We start from the raw sequence: 19,248 nt of genomic DNA, 5'->3' as shown, positions 1-19,248 counted from the left end.
ATGATGTTATTTTTATCCAATTTCAAAAGTACAGTTTTATTATGGTTTTTAGTATTGGCAACCTGCGGAAACGAAACCAAAGAAGTAGCCACTACTGACCAACCCTTTAGCCAGCCAACAACAGAAGAAGCTGAAAAGGAAATTATAGTTGCCGCTAACAGAACGGATGTCTATTTACCCCTTTTAAAAGGAAAGAAAATAGCAGTTGTAGCCAACCAAACCAGTGTTATTTTTAAGTCTGACGGCCATACACACGTGGTGGATTCTTTATTGTCGCTAGACATCGATATACAACATGTATTTGCTCCAGAGCATGGTTTTAGAGGTGATTACGATGCAGGGGAACATGTAAATAATAGTACTGACAAAAAAACCGGACTAGAATTAATATCGCTCCATGGTAAAAACCGAAAACCTACCCAAGAGCAATTAGAAGGTTTAGATTTGGTGTTGTTTGATATACAGGATGTAGGGGTGCGTTTTTATACCTACATTGCCACCATGCAATTGGTCATGGAAGCCTGTGCCGAAAAAGGAATTCCAGTAATGGTATTAGACCGACCTAATCCTAATGGGCATTACGTTGACGGACCAACAATGGAAGCAGCACATACTTCTTTTCTTGGCATGACTAAAATTCCATTGGTTTACGGAATGACTATTGGTGAATATGCCAATATGATCAATGATGAACTATGGTTAGATGGGGGTAAAAAAGTAGACTTAACGGTTATTCCTTTAGAAAACTGGAAACATGAAAGTTTTTATAGTCTACCTATTCGTCCTTCACCGAACTTACCTAATGATACGTCTATTACACTCTACCCAAGTTTAGGAATGTTTGAAGGCACAAATGTTAATGCAGGTCGCGGAACGGAATTTCAATTTCAACGCTACGGAGCTTCATTTTTAGATGCTAATGCTTATGATTTCACCTATACGCCAAAGCCAAATTTTGGTTCTAAATACCCAAAAGAAGAAGGAAAGTTATGTTACGGAAAAGATCTTTCTGCAACAGAACGTATGAGCGAGGTTACCATGGATTACATTATAGATGCGTACACCAATTCGATAGATAAAAGTAAATTCTTTTTAACCAGCGGATTCACCAAACACGCAGGGAATGACAGGCTGCAAAAGCAAATTGAAGCAGGGGCCGGTAATGCCGAAATAAAAGCAACTTGGCAAGCGGATATTGATACGTTTAAAAAAATTAGAGAGAAGTATCTACTTTACTAATGTTCAGCATTTATTGCCTTAGTTTTTGGCAATTATATAGCTCTCTTTCAACCCTTTTAATTTTGCTTTTAACCATTTCGATAAAGGAATCTCAAGCCAACGGTTTACTGCAAATGAAATTAAAAGCATACTACATATTGTTGCAAATACTTCTACATATTTATTCATAACATCGCCAAAATGGTTAAAAATAATGTAGCCCACATTTTGGTGTATTAAATACAACGGATAGGTAAGTGCTCCGTACGCAAGCCATTTCTTGGAGTTCAAAAATCCTAGTTTATTACTGGTTACCAAAAACATCAATATATAAAAGAATAAAATTACTAGGCCAATTACATATGGTGAAAACGCTAAATGATAGTGCATTTCATTTTCGGATATTCTATAAATAGCATTGATAATAGAAAGCAGTAAACAAAGTACCAAAAACAAGTAGTGATAATATTTTGCAGTCTTCTCGTAGACCATTAAAAACATAATACCAGCAATAAAATAAGGAGACCATTCTAAAATAAAGAAAAGGTTTAATAATTTTATTAAAGGAGTATGAGCGTTAAAAGCGTAAAATATAGATAACAAAAGCCAAGCTATCACCCCTATTTCAAAGCTTCTTTTAAAATATTTCCGAACCACGAGCAACACTATTACTAGAAAATAGAATCTAAGTTCTACCGATAAAGTCCAATACACGCCATCTAAATACTTTACGTGCAAAAAACCTTCAAGCATGGTTAGGTTTATAAGAAACTGATTGACTGTGGCATTAAAGTGTGGCATTCCAAAAAAATAGACTACTAGAAAAGTAAATAAAACCCCAAACCAATAAGCCGGATACAGCCTAACAATTCTAGAAATTACAAAATTAGATACAGACAAATCGCTAATAGACATTGCAATTACAAATCCACTTATTATAAAAAATAAGTCAACACCTAAGTTTCCATATTTAAAGTAAGTCCCAAATTCGTAAAAATGCAAACCCGATAAATCATCAGCAGCCTGGCCCCTAAAAAAGTAATGGTAAAAAACAACGCTTAACGCCGCTAAAAACCGAAACAAATCTAACTGATAAATACGCTGCCCTTTCAACAGCACAAGAGAATTACCCACATTTCTAAAAGAAGTAAATAATCAATATCGCAACCTAAAAACCATACTAATGTACATTTAATATGAATATAACTTGAAAAAGAATTGCTATTTTATCTCGTAATAAATTCTGAGTAATTTATAGGAAAATAAAGATGAAGTCAACAATGAACTTTTCGAAATAAGAGTCGTTTTAATCTTTAGTCTTTATTAAAGAAGAATCCGTTGTTGGTTTTCTATACCCAACAAAAGGATATTTCAACAACGAACTAATTTGACCATTGGCAACCTTATCTGGGAACGTGTCTACGCCGTAGATAATTTTCTCCCTATCTAAATACAAATACGTACCAAAAAGACGGTCCCACCACGAGAATATATTTCCGTAATTACTATCTGTGTAGGGCAATACATAATGATGGTGAACCTTATGCATATCCGGTGAAATAAGCACATAACTTATTACCTTATCTACTCCTTTAGATAGTTTAACATTGGCATGGTTAAATTGTGACAATACTACCGACAGACTTTGATACAGCATAATAATGCCCACCGGTGCACCTACCACAAAAACACCAATTAAAGTAAATATATAGCGAATGACACTTTCTAACGGGTGATGTCTGTTTGCCGTAGTGGTATCCACATTATGATCCGTATGATGCACCAAATGCACCATCCACAAAGGTTTTACCTTATGTTCTACCAAATGTGCCGTGTAAGCGCCAATTAAATCTAACAAAGCAATACCCAAAAATACGTATGCCCATAATGGCATTTCTGGCAACCAATTAATGATTCCGAAATTATTGGCTACCGCCCAATCTGATGTTTTTAAAAGTAAAAATGCCAAAGGGAAATTGATAATTATCGTAGTAAGTGTAAAAAAGAAATTAGGAACGGAATGTTTCCATTTGTTATAGCTTCCATTAAAGAGTGGGACAATGCCTTCTAGTATCCAAAAAAAAATAATTCCACCTACTAAAATTAACGAGCGGTGTGCAGCTGGTATACTTTCGAAATAGGTGATAATTTGTTCCATGCATTAAATATAGTAAAATGTTGATGGTTTTTCGTTGATGGTTTTTCGTTGATGGCTTTTCGTTGATGGCTTTTCGTTGATGGCTTTTCGTTGATGGCTTTTCGTTGATGGCTTTTCGTTGATGGCTTTTCGTTGATGGCTTTTCGTTGATGGTTAAGGAATAAATAATTTGTTATGCTCAAAATTTTTTATTTTATAATTATGAGTTGAAACATTCATTTCATTTCATTTTCCAAATCATTTCAAATCTTTCAAAAACGATAAGCATATCTTCTGTAGGTTCTTCACTGTTTTCGTTCATTATACTTTTAAAGAAGCTCCAATGTGCTTTTCTCCATTTTCCCAGCGGTTCTGTATCCGTTCCCATGTCCAAGGCCGCTAACGATTCTGTCATTTGATTGAATGGTATAGTATCTACACTTGTTATTTCTATTATTGCTTTGGCTTTACCATTAAAATCGGTAACAATATGTTTTGTGCCTATTTGGGGTAAATCGGCTTTCGCTTCAACATACCAATTATACAAGCCAGAGGTAGTAGCTTTTTTCTTTCCATTCAAGGTCAATGCTGCTAATCTATCGGCATCTACTTTATTATCGTGAAAAAACCACGATTCTGGAAGTTCATCTATAGTATTCTCTGGATTAGACTCCACAAAACTAGCCCACATTTTGTAAACTGATGGATCTATTTCACTATCGGTCATTAGCTCTTTCTTAGTATCGTTCTTGCAACCAATTAGAATTAAAATAAGAAAAATAGATAGGTATTTCATTCGATTATAAGTTTTAAAATAATTATCAGATTAGTATAACGGAAAGTGTTTTATTTAAAAGTAAACTACCTCGGGGCAAGCCCACGAGGCATTCGCCCGAAACGAACTTTTAATTTCGAGGCAAGCCTCGGGGTATTATACCCTTTGGCGGTGCCAATAAAAGATAAGTATAGTTGCTACGATCACAATTTATTTAATCACCTTCTTCATCTCCTCAACAATATTAAAAGCAGCAGGGCAAATAGCTACATTCTTAAGGGTTAGATTACTTATTTGCTGGAACTTCTTTCTATCGGTATGCGGAAATTCGCGGCATGCTTTTGGGCGCACATCATAAATAGAACAGTAGTTATCAGCTCCTAAAAAAGTACAAGGGGTTTGTTGCAAAACAAAATCGTTTTCCTCGTCAACCCGTAAATAAGTCTCAATGAATTTTTGTGGTTTCATCCGAAACGATTTTGAAATACGCTCCACATCGGCATTGGTAAAAAGAGGACCTGTAGTTTTACAGCAATTAGCACAAGTAAGACAGTCCGTTCGCTTAAATTCCGCATCGTGCAATTCTTGCATGATATAGTCTAAATTCTTGGGTGCCTTCTTTTTTAGTTTAGTAAAGAACTTTTTATTCTCATTATGTTTTTCTTTTGCCTTTTGTGGCAATTCCCGTAAAACCTCTTCCATGTGCGAAATTAATTCTTCAAAACTAGGGAAGTAGCACCAAAAAGCGAGACTTTTGCATATAGAAATACAAGAATTTTGAAAGAAGATATTTTAGGCCATGCACTTTTAGATTATCAGCAAGGCAATTATACCGAAGATATTACAACCTACTCCTCATTAGAAGAGGAAGATACCATACCACTTCCCTATATGTTTAGGTCATTTAAAGAAATGCCCAAACTAGAGCAGAAGGCATTAAAAATATGCAAGGGTGAAATTTTAGATGTCGGTTGCGGTGCTGGCAGTCACAGTTTATATCTTCAAGATAATGGCTTATCTGTCACCAGTCTAGACACCTCAGCTGGAGCTATTGAAGTCTGTAAATTAAGAGGTTTAAAGAATATAATCAACGAAAGTATTTTAACCTATGAAAGCAAAACCTTTGATACGATTTTAATTTTAATGAATGGTGTTGGGCTTGCGGGAACATTAAATGGTTTAGAAAAATTTTTCTCTAAATTAAAATCGCTCTTAAATAAAAATGGGCAAATACTCTTAGACTCTAGCGACATTATTTACATGTTTGAAAATGATGATGATGGCGGTTATTGGATTCCTGAAGACGTAACTTATTATGGCGAAGTAAGTTTTACCATGAAGTATAAGAATAATAAAAGCAAACCTTTTCCATGGTTGTACGTAGATTACAATACATTACAGCGAGCAGCCAATTATAACAATCTAAACTGTGAACTTGTTACGGAAGGCGAGCATTACGACTATTTAGCCCGATTGACACTTGCTAAATAATAGCGTTCTATTTTTATCGTTATGCTATTAGACAAACCAAAGATTATGAATTTATTAAAGTATTTATTAGTAGTGGGCATCATTTGTTTTACTGTTTCTTGCTCAAAAAGCTCTTCAGACTCAGATGGCAACATTCCCAAAGCTGTTGACAAAACTGCTAATTTACTGGCTACAGGAGATTCTGCAAACGATATACTTTCTAATGATGTTTTCGATAAACTTTCTATAGAAATAGCATATGTAAAAGGTTTTAAACCTACTGAATCTGCTATAACACAGTTTACCGATTATCTTAAAGACCATACATTTAAGGAAGACATAACGCTTATTTACAATGAACTCCCTAGTCCGGTTGAAGATGAACTTACACTCCAAGAAATTGCAGATTTAGAGACTAAAAACAGAACAGTTTATACTACCGATAGTACTTTGGCTATCTATATTTATTTCGCAGATGCACCAGCAGAAGGCGATGAACCAGAAGACGGCCTGGTTACTTTAGGAGCTGTTTACCGCAATACTTCCATGATCATACATGAAGTTACTGTTAGGGATTTAGCCTCTAGAAGTATTACCATTAGTGAATCTGATGTAGAAACGACTACTTTAAATCATGAGTTTGGTCATCTTTTTGGCTTAGTAGACTTGGGTACCGACATGGTAAACGACCATCAATCTCAATCTGAAAATAGTGACGGACAATTGGTGGGCGACAATCATTGTAATCAAAATGGTTGCCTTATGCGCGCAGAATTACAATTTGGTGGAGCTACGGGCAAAACTAACCTAGCCCCTAATAATACCAAATACACAAATGGGCTAAAGGCCGGTTGCGTATTTTCTGGAACAAGTGCATTGAGTTTATTACAAAATAAATCTGCCAAGGGGTCTGCTGTTGTTGGGTTAGACCCAGAATGTATTTTAGACATTAAAGCTAATGGTGGTCGCTAATTTTGCATTCTACCCTCTTTTAATTGAGTAAATAATCTCAGGGCAAACCCATGAGCCATTTAAAGGATGAAATATTTTCATTTCGAGGCAAGCCTTGGAGCATTTAATTCTCCATTATAGAGTATAACTTTAAGGAATATTCAAGTATTTATGTGTTTGCAATGAAACTTTCCATTTCGGATTTTTCATTACATAATCCACAATCAAAGGCACTACTTTATCACGAACACTCCATTCTGGCTGCAAATACAAAATACAGTCAGCATTCGTTTTGGCTGCTTGCTCTTCCGCAAAAATTAAATCGTGCTTATTATACACAATTACTTTTAACTCGTGGGCTTCATCATAAATTCTTCCTTCCGGTAATTTATTTTTCTTTGGAGAAAGACAAATCCAATCCCAACTACCTGTTAAGGCATATGCACCAGAAGTTTCAATATGTGTTTTAAGTCCTTTTACTTTTAACGCTTTGGTTATCGGGTTCATATCCCACATTAAAGGCTCACCACCAGTAATAACAATAGTATCGGAATACTTGGCAGCATTATCGACTATTTTTTCTATAGCAGTAGGCGGATGCGTTTCTGCATTCCAACTTTCCTTTACATCGCACCAATGACAGCCAACATCACACCCACCAACGCGTATAAAATAAGCTGCAGTTCCTTTATGGAATCCCTCACCCTGAATGGTGTAAAATTCTTCCATTAAAGGTAAATACACCCCTTTATTTACTTTCTCAAGTACCTCCTCATTTTTCATTCGGCAAAGATACGTTTTAGTTCCTAAATTCCTTAATAAGTAGTGGTTAGGCTTTACAGTATTAAACCAATCACAAATAGCACAGTATATGTTGAAAAATAAGTACTATTTAAGGTAGGTGATGCCTTTTTGTTTGGTTAAAAATCCACTATTTTTATCGAAAATATATAAAATGGCCGGTACCGAAGATTTTTTTAATCATATAGAAAAAGGATATACTACCAAAGGCGATTACATTATTATGGGTTCGGCCATGTTAAATGGTGAAGCTGTAAAGGATGCCTTTGTAAAAATCCCGTTAAAAACTTTAAACCGTCATGGTCTAATAGCAGGTGCTACAGGTACAGGTAAGACAAAAACATTACAGGTATTAGCAGAAAACTTATCTCAAAAAGGTATTCCTGTTCTACTAATGGACTTAAAAGGAGATTTAAGTGGATTAGCGCAACCTAGTGCGGGACATGCTAAAATTGATGAACGCCATGCTAAAATTGGCATTCCGTTTGAGGCCAGTAGTTTCCCTGTAGAAATATTATCATTATCAGAACAGGATGGTGTTAAACTTAGAGCAACCGTTTCAGAATTTGGACCGGTATTGTTATCACGTATATTAGACCTATCTGAAACACAAGAAGGTATTGTTGCTGTAGTATTTAAATACTGTGATGACCAAAAAATGCCCTTATTAGATTTAAAAGATTTTAAAAAAGTGCTACAATATGCTACTGGAGCGGGCAAAGCTGAATTTACAAAAGAATACGGTAGAATATCTACAAGCTCCACTGGCACAATTCTTAGAAAAATAATTGAGCTTGAACAACAAGGTGCTGAGTTATTTTTTGGAGAAAAATCATTTGATGTAAATGACCTTACCCGTATTGATGAAAAAGGAAAAGGTTATATCAGTATTTTACGATTAACGGATATACAGGATAAACCCAAGCTATTCTCCACGTTTATGCTAAGTTTATTGGCCGAGATATATGCAACTTTTCCTGAACAAGGCGATAGTGACCAGCCAGAATTAATTTTATTTATTGATGAAGCACATCTTATCTTTAAAGAAGCTTCCAAAGCATTGTTAGATCAGATAGAAAGTATTGTTAAGTTAATACGTTCTAAAGGAATTGGTCTTTATTTTGTAACACAAAACCCTACAGATGTACCTAATGACGTATTATCTCAGTTAGGGTTAAAAGTTCAGCATGCACTTAGGGCATTTACGGCAAGGGACAGAAAAGCTATAAAATTAACAGCCGAGAATTATCCTGAATCGGAATACTACGATACCAAGGAAGTACTTACCTCTTTAGGTATTGGAGAAGCTTTAATATCTGCTTTAGATGAAAAAGGAAGACCAACCCCATTAGCAGCCACCTTATTAAGAGCACCAATGAGCAGAATGGACGTATTGACAGAAAATGAATTGGAAGACGTTATTAAAAAATCTTCATTGGTTAAAAAATATAATGAAGTAATTGACAGAGAAAGTGCATATGAAATATTAAATGAGAAAATTGAGGATGCAGAAAAATTAGCAGAAGAAGAAAGAAAAAAACCAACTACCAGAAGAACATCTAGTAGATCAAGTACAAGGCAAAACCCGGTAATTAAAGTATTAACTAGTGCTACGTTTATTAGAGGCGTACTAGGCGTATTAAAAAAAGTGATGAGATAATATATGAAGTTTAAATATATACTATTGGCTGTTTTCAGTTGTAGCATGTTAGTAAATTGCACTACTGAACAAAATACTGATTTTCAAATATCTGGAAATCAAGTAGGAAAACTTACTAAACAGAGTTTAGCTAGAGATATTGACTTAATTTTCGCAAAAGATTCCGTAGTTCAAGACACTGTAAAGCTAAATTTTGGCAATGGTGCCAGTAAAATAAAGATTTACGAAAAAGGAGGTGAATTATTATTAACGCTAACACCAAACAACGACAGCATTGCAACCATACAGAACATTCTAATAAACGATGATAGATTTGTGACAGAAGAAGGCATTTCTAAAATAAGCACCTTCAAAGAAATAAAAGACACGTACCCCATTAAAAAAATAATAAGCTCTTTAAATAATGTGGTCGTTTTATTGAAAGATAATGACCTCTACTTTACTATAGACAAAAAAGAGTTGCCCGAAAGTCTTAGATATAACGCCAATAGCAAAATAGAAGAGGTTCAAATACCAGATAATGCTAAAGTAAAATATATGATGGTTGGCTGGGATTAATGAGTCACTTTACCCAAGCATATTAAACCACTTTTTTAAATTCATATTATAAATAGTAGCCCGTGCCAGTCCTATTTCAAAAAATAATTCCAAAACTATACGGTTTTTACTTTAATATCTTAGTTTGGTTTTTACCTAAAACAGTCGCTAAACAAGCTTTTTTAGTATTCTGCACCGTGCGTAAAGGTCGCGTACTTCCGAACCAAAAAGAGTATTTGGACAAGGCAAAATTGGAAATTATAACGGTAGGTGAAAATGATATTCAACTATACAACTGGTCAGGAAATAAAGAAACGGTATTGCTTGTGCATGGTTGGGAAAGCAACACTTGGCGTTGGCACAAGCTAATTGAAAAATTACAGAAAGCCAATTTTAATATCATTGCTTTTGATGCCCCTGCACATGGGTACTCGTCTGGCAAAATACTTCATGCCCCTTTATATGCCAAAACTTTAAATGCAATAGTAGCAAAGCACCAACCTAAAACAATTATTGGTCATTCTATGGGTGGTATGACATTGTTATATAATGAGTATAACAACCCAAATGAAATTGCAGAAAAAATGGTGACTATTGGCTCACCTTCAGAATTTCATGAAATTCTTTCGCATTATAAAAACCTGTTAGGCTTAAGTACAAAAGTGATTAAAAAGGTAGAAGGGTACGTTTACGCTAAATTTGGATTTACAACAACAGATTTTTCAAGTGCTAAATTCGTTTTAACCAATACTAAAAAAGGACTACTTTTTCATGACAGATTCGATAAAATAGCTCCCTACCATGCTTCTGCAGATGTGCATAAACATTGGGAAGGCAGTGAATTCATCAGTACGGAAGGTTTAGGCCATTCTATGCACCAAGAAGAGGTAAATGATAAAATAATTTCATTCTTAGAAGGATAATTTCTTGTGGTATACAACACACTTAAAAGTCACTTTTTATATAATTTTAAAATAAAAATGGCAAAGTCAAATAACATACCACAAATACAGAACGAAGAACAATACGAAGCTTTAGTAGATAAAGGATATAGTAAAGAAAAAGCCGCAAGAATCGCAAATACCGATAACGCGGGCAAAAAAGGTGGTAAGGCTTCTACCTATGAAGAGCGAACCAAAAAGGAACTTTATGAACAAGCCAAAAAAATTGGTATAGACGGACGTTCTAAAATGAGCAAAAAAGAGTTAATTTCAGCATTAAGAAACAACTAATTATGCAAAACGTAACACCTTTCCACATTGCCATTCCCGTTCATAACTTAGCGGAATGCAGAACTTTTTACAGAGAAATTTTAAATTGTGAAGAAGGCCGTAGTAGCGACCATTGGGTAGATTTTAATTTATTCGGACATCAATTGGTGATACATTACAAACCGAAGTCCGAGACCGAAAGTGTACATCATAACCCGGTTGATGGTCATGATGTGCCAGTACCCCATTACGGCGTAGTGTTACCTTGGGATACGTTTCAAAGCTTTTCTGAAGAGCTAAAATCTAAAGGTGTAACATTTGTTATTGAACCTTATGTTCGTTTTAAAGGTAAAGTTGGTGAACAAGCAACGATGTTTTTCTATGATCCCGCAGGTAATGCTTTAGAGTTTAAAGCTTTTAAAGATATGGGGCAATTGTTTGCGAAGTAATTGTTTCTTCAAAATATCTATCATTTTGGCTACTAATAATGAAAGGGTAAAGTAGTCTTTGTTTTTATGCAATGACTCTGAAAAATCTTTCCGTTTTATTTAAGCTAAATATTATTAATGATTTTTTATATAGGTAATTTCTATTCCGTAATCCTATGTTTCAAATCCATTCTTTCATGTAGTATTCTAGTTATTTCAATAAAATTTTCATCTACAGTTCTATAAAATATGATGTGTCGATTTTTGTTTACACCAAGAAGCTTATTAGATATTACACTATAATTTTTACCTATATCGGGATTTTCAGCAATTTCTTTACAACTAGAAATCAGTTCATTGTAATATTTATCTGCTTGTTTTTCTGACCAAACTTCATAAGTATATTCCCAAATCCTTGATAAATCTTCAATTGCCTTGTTGGTCAATTTAAATTCAGCCATTTGGGCGCTTTTTAGCTTTCAGAAATTCTAAATGCTCTTTGGAATCAAAATCGTGCGCTACACCACTATCAATTCCCTCTTGAATTGACTGCTTCAAGGCAATAACTTTACTTTCTTCCTCTTCTAAAAGTCGTAATCCTGCACGAATAACTTCGCTAACATTTTTAAATCTTCCTTCACGAATGCTGTTTTGCACAAATTGGTCGAAATAATTTCCGAGGGATATAGATGTGTTTTTATTCATTTTAATTGAATTTATTCTAAATATACCAAAAATTGGTATATAGACAAAATAACTCCAATTACCTCAATATTCTACACCGTAATAAATTCTTTTATCCAAGTCACATTTTTCTAAGTAGTTCAATAAAATTTCCTTTTGAATTATACCTCTGCTACCGAAAAAACTAATACTATCATTATTTTTGTGAACCAATATAATTACAGGCTCACCTTCGTTAAGCATGTAAGGAGAATTTATTTCATAGCCTTTTGAAGGATTTTCTTTTTCCAAATTATAAATAAAATGAAGGTCCTTTTTTATAAAATTATTTATTGCTCCTTTTTTAAAAACTTTAGTTATAATTCCTTGAACTGGTAGAAAATCCTCATCATTATAATCTTCATAAATCAGTTTTTCCTTTTTATTACAGCTTATAATTAAGAATAATAGAATTATATATTTATGCAATTTACACGGTTTAATGTTCGAAAAATTGACTTCTAATAGATGTTTTATTTTTATAAATAATTACTTAAAAAAGCATAACAACACATCTCTGGAATTCATAATCATAATTTTACTGCGACCAAGAAGTCGGAACTCTATCCCAACGATGCTTTTTTAATTCTTTATACAGTTCTTTAGTTAGCAGTTTACCATCACTGGTGGCAGTATTTGCCAATACATTGCGTTGTTTACGCATACCGGGTATGGTTGTCCCAACATTATCGTTCATAAGTATAAAACGAAGAGCCATTTCTGCCATGGTCATACCTTCAGGAATTAAAGGGCGTAAAGCATCTGCATGTTCTACGGAAGAAATTAAATTCTCTGACACAAAATAGGTGCCACGCCAATCGCCTTTAGGGAACGTAGTGTCCTTGGTCATAGTACCTGTTAATGTTCCTTCATCAAAAGGCACACGAGCTATGGTTGCAATATCCAACTCTTTACAAAGTGGAAATAAGCTATCTACTGGCGCTTGGTCAAATATGTTGTAAATAACCTGTACAGCATCTAACAATCCTGTTTTTAAGGCTTTTATTCCATTTTCCGGTTCCCAACGGTTCATGCTAATACCCATTGCCGCAACTTTACCCGATGTCTTTAAATCTTCAATAGCTCGTTGCCATTCTTCTCGGTTACTCCAACCGTCATCCCATGTATGAAATTGCATAAGGTCTATTTGCTCCAGACCTAAATTCTTTAAAGTCTTATGGGTGTATTCCATAATATGTTCTGTAGGATAAGAGTCCTCAAAAGCGTATTCTGGTTTTGCTGGCCACTGAAAGTTTTTTGGCGGAATTTTACTAGCCGAATACAACTTCTTAGAAGGATGTCTTTTTACCAACTCTCCCAATAACTCCTCACTATGTCCTTCTCCGTAACCCCAAGCGGTATCAAAAAAATTGACTCCGTTGTCAACTGCCAAATCCAACGATTTTGCAGACTGGGCATCGTCACTGGCTGTCCAACCGGCCATTCCCCACATTCCGTATCCTACCTCACTCACTTGCCAATCTGTTCTTCCGAATCTTCTGTATTTCATTAAATCTTTACTATAATTATTATACATATTTTAAATAGCAACAAGCAGCATTGTATACTTAGACGCTTTTCCATACTAATTTTTCGTGCCTTAAGATTCACTCGAAGTGACATCCTTATTCTGACCTAACAATTAGAATTACTTATACCTCCAGCTTGTTAAATCTGCTCCTTTAGGTGCACTTTTCTCTATGCGTTCCATTATCTTGGGTACGTACATACTGTTGTATCTTAAACGAGTTATAGCGTTGGGTTGGTCTGGATCTCCGTTCCAACAATGTTCGTCTCTATCTCCATATAAAACTTCGCCTTCGTAATAAGGGTCTGTAGTACTTTCCAAGAAATCTTCCATTAAGTACACCGCATTATTTAGGTAGTAATTGTCCATATCTCCACAATAGATATGAATTTTACCTTTTAGGTTATCACCCAACTTATCCCAATCACGTTCAAGAATATGTCTTAAATCGAAATTTTCTTTCCAATATTCTGCCACCTCGTGGTCTATATCACCTGACTTTTTATCCCATATTCTTACCGGATATCCATCATCACCTTGAGGTGAATATGTAGCTTCCCAAATATCCCATTGTTGACCGGATCTAGATTTATCACCCAACACCAATTCCAAGTGATTGCCTTGTTTTAAGGTAGATTGAATTTGCCCTAAGTAATTACGATGCGATGGCACTTCTAACTTTTTATGAGCACTAGGATAATAATAAGCATTTTCATCTTCATAGATATTTGTTAAGGTATACGCTCTAAAATCAATAGGGTCTGGGCATGCTGCAAAACATCCGTTATATTCTTCAGGGTATTTTACTTGTACCGCCAATGCTTCCCAACCACCTGTAGAACCACCATAAAGAAAACGAGACCATCCTTCGCCCATTCCTCTAAATTGCTTTTCTATTTCAGGAATAAGCTCATAGGTAATAGCATCACCATATGGTCCTTGACTAGCTGAATTCACCGCATAAGAATCATCATAATATGGCGTTGGGTGTTGAATTTCGATGATAATAAAGCGGGGGAAATCCGGTTCGTTCCATCGTTTATAAAAATCGTAAGCTTCTTGTTGCTGAATAATATTATAGCCTTCTATATTAAAACGTTCAGAGTACTCCGGCTTCATATTTGGATCTGGTGGAGTTGTTCTAAACGAACCAAAATCTGACGGAAAGTGTCCGTGAAATACCATTAATGGATATTTAGCTTCTGGATGTTCTTCAAATCCTTTTGGCAAAAGTACATGTGCTCCTAAGAAAATATCTCTACCCCAGAACTTTGAAAGCTTTTCCGACTTTACCTTTACATGTTTTATCCACTCGGTATCTTCAGGTTCCTCAATTGGCGGAATTACTTGATCTAACTCGACCGACACATTTTCAAATCCGTTACTGGCAACTCTAATTTTAAATGGCTTGCTATATAAATTACCGGGAGATTTCTGCCACTGTTGTCCCTCGCCATTATCCATTGGTAACTTTACCGTATGACCTGTGGACAAGTTAAAAGTTTCATACACGTTTAAAAGTGCTTGCACATTATATTCCCCTGGAGGTACATCCTTTAAACTTTCGTATGGATACCCAAAAACTGTCTCATCAAAAGTAAGAACAGAATCTTTAGCCCAATTCTCCACATTTATTCCGAAGATTAGTTGGGTGTTGAGTCCGTCATTAATTTGAAATCTTGGTTCTTCACTGTCATCATTAGATAACATGAGCAAAAGCCGACCATCTATGGGCTCTGAACTAACACCGGTATTATAAGTGACTTTTATTTCATGAACTGGCTTTACCACTTTCTCACAACTTGTTAAAAGCCCCAGTGCTAATGCTATACCGATCAATTGTTTTTTCATGGCAATTATTAATTTATAATTAAAGATAATTAATGAAACTACTCTAGTGAAGTTTAAATCAATAATAATATTCAAAAGCTGTACGAAAGAAAAGTATTAATATTATATGAAGATTAAGTAGAAAAGGTAATCTTAAAAATAGCACCTTTATTTGGTTGACTTTCTACCGATATTGTACTACCTAAACTATTTATTTGGTTTTTAATTAAATACAACCCTACCCCCTTACCTTCTTTACTATCATTGAAACGTTGATTTAATCCAAAAATCTTATCTCCGTTTTTCTTCATATCAAAGCCTAGTCCATAATCTTTAAAGACCAAAACCTTTTTACCATTTTCTATATAAGTTCTAATTTCCATTCTAGGAGGCTCATCTGGTAATGTATATTTTATGGAGTTGGTAATTAAGTTTAAAAAGATACTTTCCATGTAGGCATTATCAAAGAAAACACTCTTACACCTAGTAAAATCAGAATTAATTTGGGTGCTAGAGCCCTTTATAATAGAACTTAAGGTACTTTTTATTTTAGTTAGAATAGTATCGAAATATACTTCAGTAAGAGTGTTTAAACCCTTACTAGCATTCTCCATTAAAATCAAATAATTCTCTAAAGATTCTTTTACATTTTTGGCAGAGACCTCCATATATCGTAAAATCTGCACAGTATCTTGATCATTAATCACAGAATAATCTAACAGTTCAAAAAGAGAAATTAAATTATTTACAGGCGCTCTTAAATCGTGTGTCGTAGTATAGTTTAGCCGAACAAGGTCTTCATTGACATTTTTGAGTTTTTCAAATTCAAGTATACGCTGATTAGTATGATTCATTTCGTCCGTTATATCTCTAGCAATAGCATATACTAATTTTTGTTCATCCACTGGAACAGCACTCCAAGACAGCCAAACTATATCTCCGGTCTTGCTTACATACCTATTTTGAAAGCTCATTAATTTTTTATTTTCATGGATACCAGCTCTAATTTTTTGAGTTGAATCTTTGTCATGATCAAAAACAAAATCATTTATTTTCCTTGACATCAATTCCTCTTTGGTATACCCCAATAAATTTATAAAAGCAGGATTTATTTCAACGAAATAACCATCGTAGTTCGCAATACATAACATATCTATTGAAGAATCAAAAAAATGGTTTTTCATATATAAGATTATAAATTAAAAACTTAAAAAATACTACAAATCTATGTAAGATAAAACTACGTATAATGACAATAAACATAGACAAAAAAAGCAACTACTATTCTTTGACCATTAAATTAATAAGGTTCTTAAACTAATTGGATCGGAAGTCTTTGATGAAAAGATGTAAAAAAATTAAACATAAAAGGAATTAATTCCGCTTTAAAATGTTTACGAATACCAATTTATAATTAGAAACGTTTGATAATAACACATACATATTGACGATTTAAACAAAACCTGTTATGAAAAAGCTATTTTTAATATCAATTGTATTTGGTATAGTTATAAGTATTGCCAGCTGCGATTATGATGACAGTAATGACATAGATTTTATTACACCAAACGACAGTACAGAAACTGGTGCTGCTCCTAAGAATATTCCCAATTAAAAAAGCCTTACAAAATTCATTGCAAGGCTTTTTAAAACTATTTTATTACTGGTATTAGTTTCTACTTCTATGTCTTTCACGAGCTAACAATGTATTTTTCAACAACATTGCAATCGTCATAGGACCAACTCCACCAGGAACCGGAGTAATGAAAGATGCTTTTTTACATACGTTTTCAAAATCAACATCTCCAGTAATATAATATCCTTTTTCTTTTGTTTCGTCTGGCACTCTAGTAATACCTACATCAATTACAACAGCATCATCTTTTACCATTTCCGCTTTTAAGAAGTTTGGAACTCCCAATGCAGAAATCACAATATCAGCTTGTGAAATAATCTGTGTAATATTTTTAGTGTGACTATGAGTTAGCGTTACTGTTGAATTACCAGGCCATCCTTTTCTACCCATCAAAATACTCATTGGTCTACCTACAATATGGCTACGGCCAATTACTACAGTGTGTTTACCTTTGGTATCTACCTTGTAACGTTCCAATAATTCAAGAATACCGAACGGTGTAGCAGGAATGAACGTACTCATATCCAAAGCCATTTTACCGAAGTTGGTAGGGTGAAATCCGTCCACATCCTTATCTGGATCTACGGCCATAATTACCTTTTGGGTATCAATTTGCTCTGGTAATGGTAATTGAACAATGAACCCGTCAATATCGTCATCAACGTTCAACTCTTTTATTTTTTTCAACAATTCTTGCTCAGAAGTGGTGCTAGGCATTTGAATTAAGGTAGACTCAAAACCGATACGCTCACAAGAACGTACTTTACTTCCTACGTAGGTTAAGCTAGCCCCATCATTACCAACAATAATTGCTGCTAAATGCGGCACTTTTTCGCCACGTTCTCTCATCTTGGCAACCTCTGCCTTGATTTCTTCCTTTATTTCGTTGGATACTTTTTTACCATCCAATATTTCCATATCCGCTTCTTTTAAGTTGTGTTGTTCGGTTGTTATTTCATTCCTTTCATCGCGCCCATCATCTGCATCATCTTTTTACCGCCACCGCCTTGCATCATTTTCATCATTTTGCTCATTTGGTCAAACTGTTTTAAAAGCTGATTAATTTCCTGAACTTCCCTACCCGCACCTTTTGCAATACGTTTTTTTCTACTTGCATTTAATTTAGAAGGCGTAGAACGCTCATCTGGAGTCATTGAATAAATAATAGCTTCAATATGCTTGAAGGCATCATCATCAATATCCAAACCTTTTAGGGCTTTTCCTGCACCAGGAATCATCCCCATAAGGTCTTTCATATTACCCATCTTCTTGATTTGTTGAATTTGGCTCAGGAAATCATCGAATCCGAATTTATTTTTGGCGATTTTCTTTTGAATCTTTCTAGCTTCCTCTTCATCAAACTGCTCTTGCGCTCTTTCAACAAGTGATATAACATCACCCATACCCAGAATACGATCGGCCATACGTGAAGGATAGAAGATATCAATAGCTTCCATCTTTTCACCCGTACCAATAAATTTAATTGGCTTATCAACGACCGATTTAATAGAAATAGCTGCACCACCACGGGTATCACCATCTAACTTAGTTAAGATAACCCCATCGAAATTCAAGATATCGTTAAAGGCTTTTGCCGTATTCACAGCATCTTGACCCGTCATAGAATCTACAACGAACAAAGTCTCTTGAGGTTGTATTGCTTTATGGATGTCAGATATCTCTGCCATCATTTTCTCATCAACCGCTAAACGACCAGCGGTATCTATGATAACCACGTTATGTCCTTCTGCCTTGGCCTTAGCAATACCTGCTTGAGCGATGGAAACAGGATCTGTATTTTCCCTATCAGAATATACAGGCACACCTATTTGCTCACCAACCACGTGCAACTGATCTATTGCTGCAGGACGATATACATCACAAGCAACCAATAATGGCTTTTTAGATTTTTTTGTTTTTAGGAAATTAGCAAGCTTACCAGAAAAGGTAGTCTTACCAGAACCCTGTAAACCGGACATTAATATTACGGATGGATTACCAGATAGGTTAATACCTTCAGACTCACCACCCATTAATTGAGTAAGCTCATCCTTTACAATCTTGACCATTAACTGACCAGGTTGTAAAGTTGTCAATACATCTTGCCCCAATGCCTTTTCTTTTACCCTATTGGTAAATTCTTTGGCTATTTTAAAGTTAACATCCGCATCCAATAAAGCTCGGCGTACTTCCTTGGTAGTCTCTGCAACATTAATTTCTGTAATTTGACCATGTCCTTTTAGTACATGTAATGCCTTGTCTAGCTTATCGCTTAAATTATCGAACATCTTTTCTTTTTTAAGGGGTTACAAATTTAATAATATCAATGTAAAATTGGTAGCA

22 protein-coding genes are annotated in these 19,248 nt (G+C 34.8%); 9 read left to right on the top strand and 13 right to left on the bottom strand.

Features of this window, described 5'->3' with window-relative positions:
• The first annotated feature begins 3 nt into the window (after positions 1–3).
• Positions 4–1,239 carry an exo-beta-N-acetylmuramidase NamZ family protein gene (locus tag BTR34_RS11980; protein WP_068483857.1) on the top strand — a complete coding sequence of 412 codons (1,236 nt, stop codon included), beginning with the start codon at positions 4–6 and terminating at the stop codon, positions 1,237–1,239.
• A gap of 18 nt (positions 1,240–1,257) precedes the next feature.
• Here BTR34_RS11980 and BTR34_RS11975 read toward each other — a convergent pair whose 3' ends face one another.
• From BTR34_RS11975 to BTR34_RS11960, 4 genes are all read right to left on the bottom strand, one after another.
• Positions 1,258–2,352 carry an acyltransferase family protein gene (locus BTR34_RS11975; protein ID WP_068483754.1) on the bottom strand — a complete coding sequence of 365 codons (1,095 nt, stop codon included), beginning with the start codon at positions 2,350–2,352 and terminating at the stop codon, positions 1,258–1,260.
• Between the two features lie 172 nt (positions 2,353–2,524).
• Positions 2,525–3,376: a sterol desaturase family protein gene (locus tag BTR34_RS11970; protein ID WP_068483753.1), complete on the bottom strand. Its 852-nt coding sequence runs from the start codon at positions 3,374–3,376 to the stop codon at positions 2,525–2,527.
• A gap of 220 nt (positions 3,377–3,596) precedes the next feature.
• Positions 3,597–4,151, bottom strand: coding sequence for an ASCH domain-containing protein (locus BTR34_RS11965; RefSeq protein ID WP_068483749.1), 555 nt, complete (start codon positions 4,149–4,151; stop codon positions 3,597–3,599).
• Positions 4,152–4,340: 189 nt separating this feature from the next.
• A complete protein-coding gene (locus BTR34_RS11960) occupies positions 4,341–4,832 on the bottom strand; it encodes a YkgJ family cysteine cluster protein (RefSeq protein WP_068483747.1) in 492 nt (163 codons plus the stop codon).
• Between the two features lie 75 nt (positions 4,833–4,907).
• Here BTR34_RS11960 and BTR34_RS11955 point away from each other — a divergent pair, with 75 nt between their 5' ends.
• The gene (locus BTR34_RS11955; protein ID WP_068483745.1) at positions 4,908–5,621 is read left to right on the top strand and encodes a class I SAM-dependent methyltransferase; all 714 of its coding nucleotides are present in this window, start codon (positions 4,908–4,910) and stop codon (positions 5,619–5,621) included.
• A gap of 45 nt (positions 5,622–5,666) precedes the next feature.
• Entirely contained in the window at positions 5,667–6,572 is a 906-nt protein-coding gene (locus tag BTR34_RS11950) for a hypothetical protein (RefSeq protein ID WP_068483855.1), read from the top strand.
• A gap of 129 nt (positions 6,573–6,701) precedes the next feature.
• On the opposite strand, the gene BTR34_RS11945 is transcribed toward BTR34_RS11950, so the two are convergent.
• Positions 6,702–7,334 carry a 7-carboxy-7-deazaguanine synthase QueE gene (locus BTR34_RS11945; RefSeq protein ID WP_068483743.1) on the bottom strand — a complete coding sequence of 211 codons (633 nt, stop codon included), beginning with the start codon at positions 7,332–7,334 and terminating at the stop codon, positions 6,702–6,704.
• 172 nt (positions 7,335–7,506) lie between these two features.
• On the opposite strand from BTR34_RS11945, the gene BTR34_RS11940 reads away from it, so the two are divergent.
• The 5 genes from BTR34_RS11940 to BTR34_RS11920 all read left to right on the top strand — a co-directional run bounded on the left by BTR34_RS11940 (position 7,507) and on the right by BTR34_RS11920 (position 11,209).
• Positions 7,507–9,012: a helicase HerA-like domain-containing protein gene (locus tag BTR34_RS11940; RefSeq protein ID WP_068483741.1), complete on the top strand. Its 1,506-nt coding sequence runs from the start codon at positions 7,507–7,509 to the stop codon at positions 9,010–9,012.
• 3 nt (positions 9,013–9,015) lie between these two features.
• Positions 9,016–9,570 carry a hypothetical protein gene (locus BTR34_RS11935; protein WP_068483739.1) on the top strand — a complete coding sequence of 185 codons (555 nt, stop codon included), beginning with the start codon at positions 9,016–9,018 and terminating at the stop codon, positions 9,568–9,570.
• Positions 9,571–9,632: 62 nt separating this feature from the next.
• Positions 9,633–10,472: an alpha/beta hydrolase gene (locus tag BTR34_RS11930; protein WP_068483737.1), complete on the top strand. Its 840-nt coding sequence runs from the start codon at positions 9,633–9,635 to the stop codon at positions 10,470–10,472.
• 57 nt (positions 10,473–10,529) lie between these two features.
• Positions 10,530–10,781, top strand: coding sequence for a DUF7218 family protein (locus tag BTR34_RS11925; RefSeq protein ID WP_068483735.1), 252 nt, complete (start codon positions 10,530–10,532; stop codon positions 10,779–10,781).
• Between the two features lie 2 nt (positions 10,782–10,783).
• Positions 10,784–11,209 (top strand): VOC family protein, encoded by a 426-nt coding sequence (locus BTR34_RS11920; protein ID WP_068483733.1) that lies wholly within the window; start codon positions 10,784–10,786, stop codon positions 11,207–11,209.
• Between the two features lie 140 nt (positions 11,210–11,349).
• Here the strand turns inward: BTR34_RS11920 and BTR34_RS11915 are convergent, their stop codons facing one another.
• The 6 genes from BTR34_RS11915 to BTR34_RS11890 all read right to left on the bottom strand — a co-directional run bounded on the left by BTR34_RS11915 (position 11,350) and on the right by BTR34_RS11890 (position 16,453).
• Positions 11,350–11,649 (bottom strand): type II toxin-antitoxin system RelE/ParE family toxin, encoded by a 300-nt coding sequence (locus BTR34_RS11915; RefSeq protein ID WP_068483731.1) that lies wholly within the window; start codon positions 11,647–11,649, stop codon positions 11,350–11,352.
• A complete protein-coding gene (locus BTR34_RS11910; RefSeq protein ID WP_068483730.1) occupies positions 11,642–11,893 on the bottom strand; it encodes a type II toxin-antitoxin system ParD family antitoxin in 252 nt (83 codons plus the stop codon). The genes BTR34_RS11915 and BTR34_RS11910 overlap by 8 nt, the downstream gene beginning before the upstream one ends.
• 63 nt (positions 11,894–11,956) lie before the next feature.
• Complete coding sequence (locus tag BTR34_RS11905; RefSeq protein WP_068483727.1) at positions 11,957–12,340, bottom strand: hypothetical protein; 384 nt, start codon at positions 12,338–12,340, stop codon at positions 11,957–11,959.
• 109 nt (positions 12,341–12,449) lie between these two features.
• Positions 12,450–13,448: an aldo/keto reductase gene (locus BTR34_RS11900; protein WP_235843184.1), complete on the bottom strand. Its 999-nt coding sequence runs from the start codon at positions 13,446–13,448 to the stop codon at positions 12,450–12,452.
• A gap of 111 nt (positions 13,449–13,559) precedes the next feature.
• The gene (locus BTR34_RS11895) at positions 13,560–15,290 is read right to left on the bottom strand and encodes an alpha/beta hydrolase-fold protein (RefSeq protein ID WP_068483725.1); all 1,731 of its coding nucleotides are present in this window, start codon (positions 15,288–15,290) and stop codon (positions 13,560–13,562) included.
• Between the two features lie 113 nt (positions 15,291–15,403).
• The gene (locus BTR34_RS11890; RefSeq protein ID WP_068483723.1) at positions 15,404–16,453 is read right to left on the bottom strand and encodes a sensor histidine kinase; all 1,050 of its coding nucleotides are present in this window, start codon (positions 16,451–16,453) and stop codon (positions 15,404–15,406) included.
• Between the two features lie 284 nt (positions 16,454–16,737).
• Here BTR34_RS11890 and BTR34_RS18795 point away from each other — a divergent pair, with 284 nt between their 5' ends.
• Positions 16,738–16,884: a hypothetical protein gene (locus BTR34_RS18795; protein WP_157483796.1), complete on the top strand. Its 147-nt coding sequence runs from the start codon at positions 16,738–16,740 to the stop codon at positions 16,882–16,884.
• Positions 16,885–16,938: 54 nt separating this feature from the next.
• Here the strand turns inward: BTR34_RS18795 and BTR34_RS11885 are convergent, their stop codons facing one another.
• Both BTR34_RS11885 and ffh read right to left on the bottom strand, forming a co-directional pair.
• On the bottom strand, positions 16,939–17,823 hold the full coding sequence (locus BTR34_RS11885; RefSeq protein WP_068483722.1) for a bifunctional 5,10-methylenetetrahydrofolate dehydrogenase/5,10-methenyltetrahydrofolate cyclohydrolase: 885 nt from the start codon (positions 17,821–17,823) through the stop codon (positions 16,939–16,941).
• A 32-nt stretch (positions 17,824–17,855) separates the two neighbouring features.
• Complete coding sequence (gene ffh, locus BTR34_RS11880) at positions 17,856–19,193, bottom strand: signal recognition particle protein (RefSeq protein ID WP_068483719.1); 1,338 nt, start codon at positions 19,191–19,193, stop codon at positions 17,856–17,858.
• Positions 19,194–19,248 lie beyond the last annotated feature (55 nt).

The organism is Maribacter hydrothermalis (assembly GCF_001913155.1).
Classification (GTDB): Bacteria; Bacteroidota; Bacteroidia; order Flavobacteriales; family Flavobacteriaceae; genus Maribacter; species Maribacter hydrothermalis.
This window is presented reverse-complemented; position numbering and strand designations above follow the sequence as displayed.